Raw genomic sequence first — 14,878 nt, 5'->3', positions numbered from 1 at the left:
CGATAGAAAAACTCGAGCCGGATGCGGTCGCCCGGCTTCAACCGAGTGTCGCTCAGGTTGTATCCGAGCAGGGTGAAGCGCCCGGGATAGCGAACGTCCATGTGCCGGTCGAGCTCGGCGGGTGGCGCGGACAGCACGTGCTGACGCAGGATCTGCTTGCGATGGTGCGCGCTCAGGCCTTGGCGCGCCATGAACGATCGCAGCATCCCAAGCAGCTCCCGTGCGCGCGCTCTCCTGGTGTCTGACAGATCTGTTTGCTCGGACGGGTCCTGGCGCAGGTCGTACAGCTGGTACGCTTCTTCTCGCACCCACCAGATGAGCTTCTCGCTACCGAGCCGCATCGCTTTCTGGTCGAACGGCAGGGAGCCATCGGGCAAGAGCTCGCTGAAGATCGCACGCGGCTCGGACGACGCTTGCGCGCCTCTCATCAGGGGCACGAGACTGCGAGCGTATCCTTTTCGGGGCATGCCGATGTCCGCGAGATTCAGCAGCGTCGGATACAGGTCCATGAGCGCGACCGGCCTCCGCACCACACGGGGAGCGAAACCGGGCGCACGCACCATGAGAAGCGACCGCAGCTCCTCCTCGAAGAGCGTGTAGCTGTGGCCGAAAGCGCCGTGCTCTCCAAAGGCCTCGCCATGGTCCGAAGCGATCCAAACCACGGTGTTTGACGCGACCGGAAGCTCCTCGAGATCCTCGAGCAAGGGCCCCAGGTGACCATCGGTGAGCAGGATCTCGGTGTCGTAGGCACCCATGTACGTAGGCCCAAAGCGGGAGCGCGCACGATCGTGCAAGTAGGGCTCGTGCACGTGAAAAACATGGACCCACAGGAACCACGGCACGGAGCCCTCTCGCAACCGCCGCAATTCCGCTCTGGCCCTCGCCACGGTACGCGTGCGCGGCGGCTTGTAGGCGCGGTCTTCGTCGACGCGACCGAAACCCTGGTAGAGGTGGCCCATGCGCTTGAAGTAGTTGGTCCCCATCACGGCCACGGTCTCGTAGCCTGCCTGCTGCAGCAGCTCGGCAACGGTGACATTGGACGGCTCCAACGCGGGCCACAAGTACTCGCTGCCGTATGCAATCTGAGACGGATACAAGCCCGTCAGCACAGCCGGGATGGAGCGCACCGAACGCGACGACTGCGCTATGGCCTGCTCGAAGACCACAGCGTTGGCGGCGAACCGGTCGAGGTTCGGCGACGTGGCCCGCCGATAGCCGCGCGACCCCAGATGATCCGGACGCAGTGCGTCGATGGTGATGAGCATCAGGTTCGGTCGTTCCAGGGCGCTCGGCAGCTCGCCGTAGCCGCCACCTGTAACGCCCTGCACCTCGGGACCGCCATCGCCCGCAAAGCAATCGGCGTCGACGCCGTCTCCGGGCAAATCGAGCGCGCCGGGATACACGTTGGGATCCGCATCATCGCAGTCACCGCCTCCGAAAGCCCAGGAATACCCGTCGCGGTCACGATCCGTGAGATCGCGGTAGAGACGCAGCACGCTGCGCCCGCCCACCGAGGCTTGCACCAGCTGCACCCTGACTCGCTGATTGCCGCTGAAGCGCAGCGAGACCAGCGCCCCGGCTCCCCAGGCGGCCGCAAGGACGAGCGTCGCGGCCATTAGCGTGGGGCGGCGCCACCGGCGCACAGACACACCCGCAAGCCGAACCAGCAAGAGGTAGCCCGTTGCTGCAGCTGCCAGCAGGCTCAGGGCGGCGAGGTCGATGTGCCTGATGAACGCAGGCGGCAACAAGACGAGCCTCAGCGCGAACGCCCCGAGACAACCGGTCACGAAAGCCAGCAATCCGGCAAACGATGCCGCTCGCGGGAGCTTGCTCGCGAACCAACCGAGTACGCGCGCGAGTACCCTGACCGCCACCACGAGCACCGCCGTAGCGGTCAAACCGGCCGCAGCCATTGCCAGGGTCGCGAGCTCCTGACTGTGATAACGCGTACTGAAGTGGTCGAACAAGCCCGCAAGCGCAGTGAAGAAAGCCACGACGCCAACGAGAACCGATACGCCCCAGGAAAAGAGGTCCGGGCGGTGCTCGAACCAATGCCTCGATGGACCGACCGCACGATCGATGTGCTCCAGAGCGAGCGCCCGGATCAGCACCGGACTGCAGATTCCGAGCAGCGCAGCCAGGGTCGTTGTCAGCGGCACATACAGACCGAGCAAGTGTACCGCTACCCTGGCCTCATCCGCAGCATGCAGCGTGCTGGCCACCCTGCGCGCCGAAGCGAGGGCTGCGTCTCCGAGGGCGAGACCCACCCCGGCCAGGAATCCCGCAAGGACGTGTGCTGCGACGGCTCCCATGGGGCGCCTGACCGCGACCCGCACGCGCGCGCTCCAATTGCGGCTGGCTGGGCCGGGCGAGCTCGCTGAGACCATCGTCGCAACGTAGCAGAATCACCTGGTCTCAGAATCCCAGAAAGCTACCCTTGCAGGCAGTTTGCACGGACACAGGCGATCCGATAGACCGCCCCACTCATGACATCTGAGGGATCCTCGTTCTCGCTGACCGCTAGCCTGGCGCGCGAGACCGCCTCGCTCGCTGACCTCGTGGCGGCGTTCGAGGCGGGCGGCCGTGTGGACGCACTTGGCCTGCCGCTTGGAGCCGCGGCCTTGGCGCTCGCACGGCTCGGCGAGCGTGGCCGGCCCTTGCTGGTCGTGACGCCGGACACCGAGTCTGCGAGTCGCTTGATGGCGAACTTGCGTTTTTTCTTGGGGGAAGAGGAGGCAACGCGAGCCTTGTCGTATCCGGCAAGCGAGGTCAGCCCATTTGTGGACGTAACCACCGATCGTCGCGCGAGCATGCAGCGCCTCGCCGTGCTCTTTCATCTGGCCCACGCTCGCCCTTGGCGACTGATCGTGGCTTCAACGGAGGCCGTGGCCCGCAAAGTGATGCCGCCGCAGGCCCTACGTTACCGTTCCCTGTGCGTAGAAACCGGGGACGAGATCGATCGCGATCGGCTCCTTGCAGCCCTCGCGGACGGTGGCTTCGTACGCGTCCCCGTCGTGGAAGACCCCGGCACCTATGCCGTGCGAGGCGCGGTCGTCGACGTTTTTCCACCCCATGAACGCTACCCGATACGCCTCGAGCTCGACGATGAGCTGGTGTGTTCGCTCAAGCGCTTTGACCCGGACACTCAGCGAAAAGTTGTCGCTCAGCTGAACGCGGAGCAAGACGTGTCTCTCTGGGTCTATCCAGTGCGCGAGGCAATCGTGTCGGAATCCACCACACTCGAAGACGTCAAGAGACGCCTCGGCGAGCTGTGCGACGACGTGAACATGCCCACGCGCCAACGCAGTCAGCTGATCGAGGACGTGCTGTGCGGGCGTGCCTTCCTCAACGGCGAGCGCTTCGTCCCCGCGTTTCAGCCCCGCCTGGTCTCGCTCTTTGACCACCTGCCCGACGACGTGCCGCGCGTGATCATCGACCCTAGCGCCGTCGCGCGTTCGTCCAGGGCGGAGCTCGGTCGCGCAAAGCGCGACCACGATGCCGCGCTTGCAAACCAGGAGCCTGCCTACCCTGTCGCCGCCCACTACCTGAACGAACAGGGCATCGCGGACGGACTGACGGCCTCGACCACGCTGGTCCTGCATCGACTGCTCGTGGCCGGCACGCCGGACGCCGTGCAGGAAGGGCCGCTCGGCTGGCTCGAAACCGCCGCACCACAAGACGCCATGGATCTCGGTGCGCAGGCCCAAACGGAGCTGCGCGCCCTGGCCGGCGCTGCGCCCAAAGCCAGCGCGCGGCGCCACGAACCGCTCGCGCCACTGGCCGAGCGCGCTCGCGTCTGGCTCGATGAGGGGTTTCGGGTGCTGTTCGCTGCGCGCAGCCAGACCCAAGCCCAGCGCCTGCTGTCCGTGCTCAAGACGTACGGCGTGCCGGTCCCCGCAGCTCCCCGGCCATCGTACGAGGCCCTGCCGAAGAACTGGCTGCCGCGCCAGCTCGAGCTACTCGCAAGACCGCTCAAAGACGGTTTCGCGTGGCCCTCGCAAGGCCTGATCTGTGTTTCCGAAGAGGACGTGTTTGGATCGCGCGGGCTCGAGCGCCGAACAAAGCGCGACGATCGCGACAGCCGAAGCCGCCGGCGCGCCTTTCTGGAAGACCTGAGACAGCTCGCCCCGGGTGACCTCGTGGTCCACGTGACCCACGGAATTGGCCGTTATCTTGGTCTGGAGCGCAAGCACATGCCGCTTTCGCAAGGGGACCGCCTTCACGGCCTGAAGCCGGTATCGGTGGAAGTACTGGTGGTCCAGTACGCCGGCGGCGACAAACTCTACCTGCCGGTCACTCGGCTCAATCAGATCCAGAAGTTCAGCGGCTCGGAAGCCTCGAAGGCGAAGCTCGATCGCCTGGGTGGACAGACCTTCAACCGAGCCAAGTCCCGCGTGCGCGGCGCAATTCGGAGGCTCGCCGACGACTTGCTCAAGCTGTACGCCGAGCGGTCCGCTCGGACGCGCCCGCCCCTGCCAGCACCGGACTCGATCTACACCGAGTTCGAAGCCGCCTTCCCGTTCGAGGAAACGCCCGACCAGGCCCGAGCGATCGACGACGTGATGAACGACCTCGACACGCCGGAGCCGATGGATCGCGTGGTGTGCGGCGACGTCGGCTTCGGCAAGACGGAAGTCGCGCTCCGGGCTGCCTTTCGCGTCGCCATGAACGGCCGGCAGGTCGCCGTGCTCTGTCCCACTACAGTGCTGGCGCAGCAGCACTTCATGACCTTCCGCGAGCGATTCGCACCCTACCCCCTCGAGCTGGACGTCCTTTCCCGTTTCGTCCAGAAGCGGCAACAGAATGAGCTCGTGCGCCGGATCAAGGACGGAACCTGCGACGTCGTGATTGGGACCCACCGGCTGCTGTCACGGGACGTGCACTTCAGGAAACTGGGACTGCTGGTCGTGGATGAAGAGCAGCGTTTCGGCGTCGCTCACAAGGAGCGCATAAAGACACTGCGTAAGGAAGTCGACGTCCTGACCCTCAGCGCGACTCCCATTCCGCGCACGCTGCAGATGGCGGTAGGTGGAATTCGGAACCTCTCTCTGATAACGACGCCACCCGCGGATCGGCGTGCGGTACGCACGTTCGCGACACGCTGGGACGAAGGCGTGATCCGGGAAGCCATCGAGCGCGAGCTATCCCGAGGCGGACAGGTTTTCTTTGTGCACAACCGCATCGAGGGCCTGTACGAGCGGGCAGCGCGGCTGCAAGAGATGCTGCCTCGGGTGCGGTTCGCCATCGCACACGGCAAGCTGAAGGAAAGCGTGCTCGAACGCGTCGTGACCGATTTCGTGCAGGGACGTTACGACGTTCTGTGCTCCACGGCGATCGTCGAGAACGGCCTCGACATCCCGCGTGCCAACACGATGCTGATCGATCGCTCCGACCTGTTCGGGTTGGCTCAACTCTATCAGCTGCGAGGCCGCGTCGGGCGAGCCAAAGAACGCGCCTACTGCTACCTCATCGCCCCCGCCCCCAACCGGATGACGGACGAGGCTCGCACCCGCATCGAAACGCTGCAGCGTTTCAGCGAGCTCGGGTCAGGCTTTCAGGTGTCCTCGTTGGACATGGAGTTGCGAGGAGCCGGTGACCTTTTGGGGGCGGAGCAGAGCGGAAACATCGCGAGCGTCGGTTTCGAATTGTACGTGCGCATGCTCGAAGAGGCTGTTGCCGAGCTACGCGGTGAAGCTCGGATACACGAGGTCGACCCGGAGCTCACACTCGATGCCGATGCCTACCTGCCTGAGGACTACATTGGTGACGTCGGTGTCCGGCTCTCTCTGTACAAGCGTCTGGCGGACGCGAGCAGCGAAGGTGCCATTACCGAGATGGCCGCGGAGATGGAAGACCGCTTCGGGCCACCACCGCTGCCGGCACAACAGCTCGTGCGCAGCATGGCACTGCGTCCACTGCTGCGCCGTCTCAGGGTGGTCGGTTGCGAGGCGTACAGGCGACGCGTGACCCTGCATTTCCGCCATGATACGCCGCTCGACCGCCACCAGATCGCCAGCCTGACGACGAGCCCCCAGTGGAGACTGACACCTGACATGAAGCTCACTCGCCGTTTCGACGAGGCGATAGACCGAGGTGCGATCGAAGGTGCGGAGCACGTCCTGCATGAGCTGCTGCGCTTGACTTCCAGCGCGCACGCGGAGTAAGGACCCGCCACACAGTGGCCTGCTCACCTCGCAGGCCCCAAACGCCGCTGGCTGTGTTGCTCCTCCTCGAAATGCCCGCAGTATCCCTCGTCGTCGCGCCTTGCCGGCGACGCCCGGTCCTTTGCGATATGCACAGGTTATTGTGCGGCGGGTCCTAACGGGGGCTACGAAAGAACAGCAAGAGGGAAATGGCAACTCACCGTGTTGGTAGCTCGACCCGCAAGCATCGAGGTCCCTGGAGTTCAGGTTGGAGCACTGCAGAAGAACACCGACACCGGAGCACCATGGCCGCCGACCTACAACGCCACTTGGACGCCATTTTCGAAGCCGATCGCGAACTGCGCCGGCTCGAGGCGCTAGTGGTAGCCCGTGAGCATTCCCACGCAGCGGCACAGCTGCTTACCCAAGCCGTCCGGCAAGCCAGCTCGCTGGAGGATAGGAGGGAACGCGTCTTGCGCTTGGAGCGCCTCGCAGATATGTGCGCCCAGGTTCCAGCTGCAGGGATGGCGGATACCCTGATCGGTATTCTCGACAGCGAGGACCCCTCGGTGCGCGTGCACGCGGCAGACGCGATTGTCGATGTCGCCTACGAACGCCATCTAGACGTGGTCCGTGCTATCGAGCGTGCGCTCGAAGCCGGGGGCGAGGGCCCTGCGATGGCCGAGCTACCCTGGGTGATCTCCGAGATCGGCGAGGCAAATACGGTCGCGCTGATCGCGCGCTTCCTTTCGCATCGCTCGGGCGAGGTGGTGGCCTCCGCTGTGGAGGCCCTGGCGTCCTTCGGAGCCCCGGAGGCCATCGCTCCGCTGGAGGCTCTCATGGACGACGAACGCGAAGTCACGCTGGACGAACCGGACTCGGGGACGAGGGTGGTCATCAGCAATCTTGTGCGGGAGACGATCGCGTCGCTGCGAGGCGGCTAGTTCCCATCGGCGCCGGCGCTCTCTCTGGAGACCGACCGGGGTTGCCGGCCGAGGAAGCTGGACTCGCGGCTGTGGATCGAGTCCGCCCGTTCTCGTCGGCCGCAGATCTCCGTGTACGACGGCACGAAGTTAATCTGGGGTGTTCAAGAAGCCTCGAATACGCACTGAGCGCCTCCCTACGCCTCGAAGGGGGGCGAAGCGACGATTCTGGCGGGATCGATTCCGAGCGCCTTCAAGGAACCGCCCCAACGCTCACCGTAAGGCGTTTCAAAAAGAATGCGCTCGTCGAGCTCGGACGGAATCCAGGCGCCTTGCGACAGCTCGTGATCCAGCTGGCCCGGACCCCAACCAGCGTAGCCCAGTACCAGTACTTGCTTGCTCGGCCCTTGCCCCGTGAGGACACGCCGGAGCAGATCGCGCGACGCGCTTACCGCCAGGCGGGAGGTTACCTCTACCATCTCGTCGCTCTTCTCGTCGTAGCCGGCGTGGTCGTACAGAATCCAGCCTGTGTGCGGCGCGACCGGCCCTCCCACCAGAACCGATGATTCCGCGAGATCCCCCTCGATAGTCTCCATGCCCAATTGGGACGCGATCCCGGAGAGGTTGAACGGCGACGGTCTATTGACCACGAAACCGAGAGCACCTTCTGCCTTGTGCTCGACGAGCAACACCACGGAGCGCCGGAAGCTTGGGTCCAGCAACGCAGGCGCTGCGACCAACAAACCGGGTGAGAGCTGCGAGCCCATCGCTGTTAGGGTGCCACTGTTCGCCCTCGAAAGCGAGCCACCCCAGACTAGACGCCCCGGTAGATCCGGTGCACGATGACACACGAGCGACGATGACCAGCGCAGGAGCTCTCCGGCGAGAACCTCATCGCCGCCTCGGGGAGTCGCAACGCACCGGCAAGTGTGTCGATGGTGCCGGCTCTGCCTCCGTTTGCAGCGCGGATCGACCGTTGTCGCGCTCGTACCACCCTTGCGGGCACGGATCGACAGCCGGCCGCGAGTCAACACCCGGTTACAAGTCAACAGTGCGCCCGGCATTGGATGACCAATGTAAGCGGGCTGCGGGGCTGGCACAGCTGCTACTCATGACGACATTGTGGGCGGCGTTCGCCCCTCGCGGGAGCGCGCAATCTGCCGCTGCGCGTCAGCCTGCCAGGGACGGTTTGCTTCGCGGCAACGCGAACGCGCAAGTAGCACCCGAACGCACAGCGGCAGACCCCGTGCCCGCAGGGTCCGCTCGCCGGCTTCCGGGAAGGGCACAGGCCCCTGCAACGGGCCTTGCTCCAATCAAGCAGCGACGCCCGACACTGCAGCACGGCTCGGCCATCGATCCGACACGGGGAACACAAGCGCCCGCAAAGCGAGCTCGGCCCGCCGACGACCTCCGGTTGCTCAGCGCGAACCCGGATCGCGTGGTGCTGGCATCGACGGCGGAGACCCAGCCGGCCGGTACCGCCTATTTCTCGTCGTACGAGATCTTCCTCCTGCAGTTCGGCTATGCCTTCTCGGATGCTGTGCAGGCCACGCTTACCGGGCTGGTTGACTCCGAAACGCTTTCCCACATCGCCGAGCTGACGCTCAAGGCCAACGTCTATCGTTCGGAGTCGCTCAGGGTCGCTGCGCTCACGGCGATCGACTACCTGGGTTCCGAATCGGATCAAGTCTTGTTCGGGCGCATCGGAGCTTCCGCCACGTTTTGCTTCGTGCGAGGTTGCCACTCGCACTTCAGTCTAAGCGGGATGCTGATCGCCCACCATCAGCTTCACGTGGTGCTACCTGTGGGATTGGCAGCCGGCTTCGTCGTACGTATCTCCAGCAACGTCTCGCTGCTGCTCGAGTACAGCGGGCTGATGACCGCGATCGAAGACCTGGCAGACCTCTTTGGGGAGCAGATGCCGGTCTGGTCGGTCAACTACGGGTGCCGCTTTGGAGGACCCACCTGGGCTCTCGACGTCGCCTTCATCAGAGTCATGAGAGCCCAAAGGCAGGCCAGGCTGACCCCGAGCCAGCAGCTCGGTCGGCTGTTTGGGGTCCCGTTCTTGGCCTTTACCTACCGCTTCACTGTTCCAGGACACTAGGGAGATTTGGGATGCAGGACACTAGTGCCTCTCCACAGGGGAGATGATCGGTTGGCTCGGAGTCATCGGAGCACGGGGAGGTCGTCGGGAGCGACGAGCAGTTCGATGCTTCGTGCCAATCGGGGGGTTCGACGGATGAGCCCTTTGCTCTCGAGCTCGCGGATCATTCGATGGACGGACGGGGGGGTGACCTCGAAGAAGCGCTGCATGTCAGCCTCCGCCGGCGGACGCCGATGGATCTTCGAGTAGGCGTAGATGAAGGCCAGGTACTGGCCCTGGAGCTCTGTGAACGCAGGCTTGGTGGCGGCGGGGATGGACATCGTGGCCACAGCCTGATCTGGTTGGGCCTCCGAGGAAAGGAGGCTCTGGATGAACATGAAGTATATTGTCGAGCTCACCACAGCGGAGCGCGAGTCGCTTCAGGCTTTCGTCAACAGCGGGAGCAAGCTGGCCAGGAAGGTGAAGCGAGCGCAGCTCTTGTTGGCCGCTGACCAGGGCTACGGCGATCAGGACATCGCCGAGCTCGTCGGGGTGGGCACGTCGACCGTGTACCGGGCCAAGAAGCGCTTTGTGGAGCGGGAGTTCGATGTCGTGCTGGACGACGAGCCCCGCCCAGGCGGCAGCCGTAAGCTCACGGGCAAGGAAGAGGCGCTGCTGGTGGCGGTCGCCTGCTCCAAGCCGCCAGCGGGGCGAGCCCGCTGGACGATGCAGCTCCTGGCCGACGCCTTTGTCTCGATGACGGGGCACACGTCGTTGTCGGGCGAAACCGTCCGGCGCCGCCTTGGCGAACAGAAGCTCAAGCCGTGGCTGCAAAAGATGTGGTGCATCCCCCGCGTCGATGCGGAGTACGTCGCCCGGATGGAGGACGTCCTCGAGCTCTACGCTGAGGAAGCCTCAGCCGCAGAGCCCGTTGTGTGCTTCGACGAGTCCCCCACCCAGCTCATCGGAGAGACCCGCACTCCGATTCCCGCGGCTCCCGGTCGTCCAGCTCGGATCGACTACGAGTACCGCCGCCATGGAACGGCGAACCTATTCGTATTCCTCGACGCGCATAGACCCTGGCGCCACGTGAAGGTGACCGATCACCGCGAGTCCGCCGACTTCGCTGAGTGCATGCGCGAACTCGTCGATGTGCACTACCCGCAGGCCGAGCGCATCCGCGTGGTCCTCGACAACCTCTCGACCCATACCGAAGCTGCGCTCTATCGGTCCTTCACGGCCAAGGAGGCCCGACGCATTCTCCGACGGCTCGAGTTCCATTTCCTCCCGAAACACGCGAGCTGGCTCAACATGGTCGAAATCGAGATCGGCGTCATGAAGACGCAGTGTCTCGAAAGACGGATCGGGGACGACCACGACCACGCAGCGTCTGAATACCACCTTGGTCCTGGCCACCTGAAACGTGCCACTTCCCTCAGATCAACTGCCCTGCAATCGTTTTGAAGACACTCCCTAGCACTAGTACTAGTACGCCCCTGTAACCCCCAACGTAAGCGTCGCTTCTCGCTCGAAGGCCCCGTTGAAGGTCTCCCGCTGATAGTAAAAGTCCCGGCGTCCCTCGGCAAAGATGTTGTTCACGTCTGCAAACACCGAATAGTTATCGGTGATATGGAAGGTCGCATTGATGTTGAAACGCTGGTTACCCTGTGTCCAAACCGGCTGGGCGTTCTCCTGTTGCGCTCCCTGTCCCGCTAGGTTTCTGAAGAAATCGTCTCGATACACGTAGGCGACCCGCACCGCAATCGGGCCCTTCTCGTAGTAGCCGATTGCATTGATGTTGTTTCGCGATGCCCCCGGGAAGCCATAACCCCCGTCGTCGACCTCCGCGTTGTCAAATTTGCTCCTCACGAACGTGTAGTTCCCCTGCAGCCCAAAACCGTCCCACGGAGCGGTCAAGAACGTGAATGGTTGGTTGAAGCCCAGCTCAAACCCGAATACCCGCCCGTCCGATATGTTCTGCGGCGTGAAGATAAACATGTTTGATCCAGCAGTTGGATAACCCGGAAGCGACCCGACGGTCGTCTGTACATAGACGAAATCTGTCACCTCTTTATAGAAGCCGCTTAGAATCACCGAGCCATCGTTCGGAGTGTAGTACTCGAGCGTCGCATCGAAGTTCCATGACGTGGTTGGCTTGAGCTCTGGATTTCCGATCTTGCCTATCCAGGGATCACCAACCGAGTTCGGTCTGATCGCGCCCTGCCGGGGAGCCAGATCCGAGGGGTTGGGCCGCGAGAGCACCCGCCCCGCGGCGAGGCGCAGGACCAAATCCTCTTGCAGATCCAAGCTGACGTTCGCGCTCGGCCACGGCCGCCAGTACGTGTTGCTCGCGAACATGGGACTGCGCGACCCGTCCTCCTGAACGGCGAACCCCTCACCTGCGACCCGGACACCCACCAGCCGCACACCGATATTGCCCCCGAAATCTCTGTCCAGCAGCTCGCCTCTCAGGTTGGACTCGGCGTAGAGCGCAGCCACATCCTCGACGTACGCGAACGAGCTTGCCGGATCGACGCCCAGATCTTGTTGGTGGCCCAGCTCTGGAATAGCGGCGTATAGCTGATCACGACTGCCAATGGGAAACTCATTCGCCAGCACGCCCTTCCCGGGGAAGAAGTTGTAATCGCTCGTCCGATCCTGGGCGATCGCCTGAAGCGCTCTCGCGTTGATATCAGTCTGAGAATACCGGTATTCCATGGTGACTCGATCTTGGGTCGCGTCGAGGATGTTCGTCCGGGTCGAGTCCACGTCTGCCCGCGTTACGCGCGCCCCGTACTCAATGGAGTCCAGCACGCCGTAATCTAGGGCGTTCTCGAAGTCGAGCCTGAAGCCGAGCTCCTGACCGTCCATGAACACGTCACGTATCAAGGCTTGACCCCGCGGCAGGTCGAAGCCATTCAAAGGGAATTGACCGAGATCGGAGCTAAAGAGTCCGTTGTCCGTGTTGAAGCTCACCTGGCTGGCATCGATGGTTTGCATCATGATGGGCAAATCCAAATCCTGGAAATAGTCCACACGGTTGTAGCTCACGTCGAGCTTCGCTCTGAAGGTCTCCGTTGGTTTGTAGTCGAAGTTGATCCCCGTGACGGTGGTCTTGGTCTTGTTGCTGAAATAGAAGGGTATGAAGCGCACCGGAACCCCCTGTCTGCATGCCGGTCCGGCCTTGATTACGGGCTGCAGCGTGACAGGATCGAGCTCCCTGTCGTTGAAGCAGTTCACTTCCAGGACTCCGGGTGCGACGGACTGCAGCGTGTTGGTGTGATCGATCACGAGTTGATCGGGAGTAAATACGGTGTTCTGAATGGCGTCGCCATAGACCGGCGCAATCCGGTTACGGAAGGAGACGTTGTTGTAGTACGTGAAGACGCCTTCTGCCGAAATCTCGAGATTGCCCAAGGGCCGCCACTGTACGGCGCCCGCAAGAGAGCTGCGACCTCGGGCCTCGCGGATCGGTTCGAAATCGATGTCGTTGATGACGAAGACGTCCGGGATGACCTGGTCGCGGATTCCGTCACCGTTGGTGTCCATCTGGATGTTGTACTTGCGTATGCCAGGAAAGAGCTGATTGCGCCCTGGATACGACTTGCCCGCGAGGCCCATCAGGTACGCTCCAAAGGTGTGGTCGTCGTTTCTGCCGCCTACTATGCCGCTCACGCGGGGCCCGATGCGGCGGCCTATCGAGCCGCGATCAGCCTGCGTGGTGACCGACCCGAAGAAGTTGTCGTAGGTCCTGTAATTGGCATCGAACAGCGGCTTTCGGGTCTGGATCTCTACGAGGCCCGCAAGGCCGGACTCCACGTCGCTCGCAGTCGTTGTCTTCTTGACCGTCGTGCCGGAGATGATGCTCGTGGGAATGACGTCCAGGTTGAAGACCCGAAGGTTGGTCAGCGCCTCGGTTCCCGAGGACAGGGGAGTCCTTCCGTTGATGGTGGTCTTCACGTAAGCGGGACCTAGACCGCGTACAGAGGCTCGATCTCCCTCCTGAGCGCCGTCGTTGCGCTGGATCTGTACGCCGGGGATACGCTGAAACGCGTCGGCCAACGAGGTGTCAGCGAACCGTCCAAGCCCGATTGCCGAAATCGCATCCACCACCGAATCGGCTTCGCGTTTCGTGTCCTGGGCACGCTGGATGCTGCTCCGAATACCGGTAATGCGAATCTGTTCGACGTTCTTGGGACGATCGCTTTTGGTGGTCCCTTGTTCGTCAGTCCCCTGTTCGTCAGTCCCCTGTTCGTCAGTCCCCTGTTCGTCACCACCACCCTCGTCCTGTGCTTGCGCGGTTGCCGACCGTGTGGCGGCAAGAAGTACGAGGAGCAGGGCACCCCACAGCAACTTCGAGTACGCTAGTGCCCGTCCCGAAACTCCGGACCGAGCATCGCGCAACCCCGCGGGGTCGGATGGCGTGTGGGCGGGCAGGAGCTGCACAGCTGAAGTAGGCGCAACGTCTTCCTCTCTTATCGTGTCGTACGGCATGGCGTTCCCCTTCAAGTGATGTATCAAGTGATGTATTCGCGAAGCTGTGGCCCAGGCATTGTGGGAGTGGGTCTGCCCGCAGACAGCTCGGGTATTGAAGCGCCGTCGAAGCCCGCGGACCGTTGGTGTGGTCCAAAGGCGCGCGCAGTATACGGTAAGCATTTGTGTGTGCAAAGCATATGTGAAAATGAATGATCTCGGATACCTGAGCCCAGGCAGCCAGGCAGCCCAGAGGCAGGTGGACGTGTTTCGCGCAGCATGGCTTGGCTGAGCACGCTCGATGGCTATCGGTGTGCAGTCCAGTTCGTCGCCCGTGCAGTCACCTTGTCGGGAGCACATGCCCAAGGGCCAAGCAGCCGTTGGCCAACCAGTGGCGCCGTGCAGCCATGGCCATCCCGCTCCACATCACCGAAGGAGACTCCCGTGGCGAGGTACTAGGCTGGCCCCGATTTGCTCACGGGATCTGGTACCAGAAGGTCGCCACCGAGTAGTCCACCGGACCGCCGTGCCAGTTCCAGACCTCCATATCGACCTTCAGGGATTGGTCGAACGGAATGCCGTCTAGCGCGCGCGTACGGCTGTTCACCGTAGTGCCCGAAGCCTGGTTCGCATCGCCCAATGGCTGGCTGATGAACGGCTGGCTGAAAGTTTCGGTATGGCCCCAGGCATAGCCATAGTAGTCCTCTGTCCCGGTACCGAAATGGGAAGGAAAGGCTTCCCCGTCGACGAAGATCTTCTCGTCCCCTTCACCCCACCAGCTGCGGGCTGACTTGGACACCTCGAGCGTGTCGCCCACGTACACGCCCCTGCCCTGGATCGTGACGTAGTTCCAGTCCTTGCCTTGCGCCCCAACCGTCGGCAGGCGCAGGTCTTCGCGATATGCGGCGTGAAAGTGCATGGAGTCCCGGGTCCAGCTCCAAGCGCCCGTTTCGACCTCGAGGTCGACCTGAACCGGTTGATCCCCGCTGTTGACCACGCGCACATTCGCGTTCGCCTGGTAGGGCATGGTCCAGTACACGGTCATCTGCCCGGTCGCGGGATCGACAGTTCGGTACCACTCGTTCAGGGCCTCGAAGCGCTTGCTTCCGGTGCCGAAGAAAAGCCCAACTGGAACCCGCGCCGTCTGCCGCCCGTCGAAGCCGAGCTCCAGCAAGGTCTGCCTGAGGGCTGCCGCTTGGTTGCCGGCTTGGAGCGTGAGACGGAGCCTCCGGATGGCGCCAGCGCCCGCCAGCGGT

8 protein-coding genes and 1 pseudogene are annotated in these 14,878 nt (G+C 63.4%); 4 read left to right on the top strand and 5 right to left on the bottom strand.

Annotated elements, in window-relative coordinates; all coding sequences use genetic code 11:
- The coding region (locus tag MJD61_08405; GenBank protein MCG8555296.1) for a sulfatase-like hydrolase/transferase at positions 1-2,387 on the bottom strand (2,387 nt) is incomplete at its 3' end.
- A 99-nt stretch (positions 2,388-2,486) separates the two neighbouring features.
- On the opposite strand from MJD61_08405, the gene mfd reads away from it, so the two are divergent.
- Positions 2,487-6,164 carry a transcription-repair coupling factor gene (mfd, locus tag MJD61_08400; protein MCG8555295.1) on the top strand — a complete coding sequence of 1,226 codons (3,678 nt, stop codon included), beginning with the start codon at positions 2,487-2,489 and terminating at the stop codon, positions 6,162-6,164.
- Between the two features lie 284 nt (positions 6,165-6,448).
- Entirely contained in the window at positions 6,449-7,087 is a 639-nt protein-coding gene (locus MJD61_08395; protein ID MCG8555294.1) for a HEAT repeat domain-containing protein, read from the top strand.
- A 176-nt stretch (positions 7,088-7,263) separates the two neighbouring features.
- Here MJD61_08395 and MJD61_08390 read toward each other — a convergent pair whose 3' ends face one another.
- Entirely contained in the window at positions 7,264-7,833 is a 570-nt protein-coding gene (locus tag MJD61_08390) for a YqgE/AlgH family protein (GenBank protein ID MCG8555293.1), read from the bottom strand.
- Positions 7,834-8,480: 647 nt separating this feature from the next.
- On the opposite strand from MJD61_08390, the gene MJD61_08385 reads away from it, so the two are divergent.
- Positions 8,481-9,170 (top strand): hypothetical protein, encoded by a 690-nt coding sequence (locus tag MJD61_08385; protein ID MCG8555292.1) that lies wholly within the window; start codon positions 8,481-8,483, stop codon positions 9,168-9,170.
- A 62-nt stretch (positions 9,171-9,232) separates the two neighbouring features.
- Here MJD61_08385 and MJD61_08380 read toward each other — a convergent pair whose 3' ends face one another.
- Complete coding sequence (locus MJD61_08380) at positions 9,233-9,490, bottom strand: MarR family transcriptional regulator (protein MCG8555291.1); 258 nt, start codon at positions 9,488-9,490, stop codon at positions 9,233-9,235.
- Between the two features lie 49 nt (positions 9,491-9,539).
- Between MJD61_08380 and MJD61_08375 the strand changes: the two are divergent.
- Positions 9,540-10,529: pseudogene (locus MJD61_08375) on the top strand (IS630 family transposase).
- Positions 10,530-10,634: 105 nt separating this feature from the next.
- Here MJD61_08375 and MJD61_08370 read toward each other — a convergent pair.
- A complete protein-coding gene (locus tag MJD61_08370) occupies positions 10,635-13,643 on the bottom strand; it encodes a TonB-dependent receptor (GenBank protein ID MCG8555290.1) in 3,009 nt (1,002 codons plus the stop codon).
- A 454-nt stretch (positions 13,644-14,097) separates the two neighbouring features.
- Positions 14,098-14,878: DUF2961 domain-containing protein (locus MJD61_08365; GenBank protein ID MCG8555289.1), on the bottom strand; the 781-nt coding region annotated here is incomplete at its 5' end.

This window comes from Pseudomonadota bacterium (assembly GCA_022361155.1).
GTDB lineage: Bacteria > Myxococcota_A > Polyangia > Polyangiales > JAKSBK01 > JAKSBK01.
The sequence above is the reverse complement of the archived record's forward strand: the minus strand, read 5'-3'. Positions and strand labels throughout refer to the sequence as shown.

Excerpts from the sequence above, each read along its gene's own strand:
- mfd (MCG8555295.1), top strand. The coding sequence starts at position 2,487 with ATGACATCTGAGGGATCCTCGTTCTCGCTGACCGCTAGCCTGGCGCGC.
- MJD61_08390 (MCG8555293.1), bottom strand. The coding sequence starts at position 7,833 with ATGGGCTCGCAGCTCTCACCCGGTTTGTTGGTCGCAGCGCCTGCGTTG.
- MJD61_08370 (MCG8555290.1), bottom strand. The coding sequence starts at position 13,643 with ATGCCGTACGACACGATAAGAGAGGAAGACGTTGCGCCTACTTCAGCT.
- MJD61_08395 (MCG8555294.1), top strand. The coding sequence starts at position 6,449 with ATGGCCGCCGACCTACAACGCCACTTGGACGCCATTTTCGAAGCCGAT.
- MJD61_08380 (MCG8555291.1), bottom strand. The coding sequence starts at position 9,490 with ATGTCCATCCCCGCCGCCACCAAGCCTGCGTTCACAGAGCTCCAGGGC.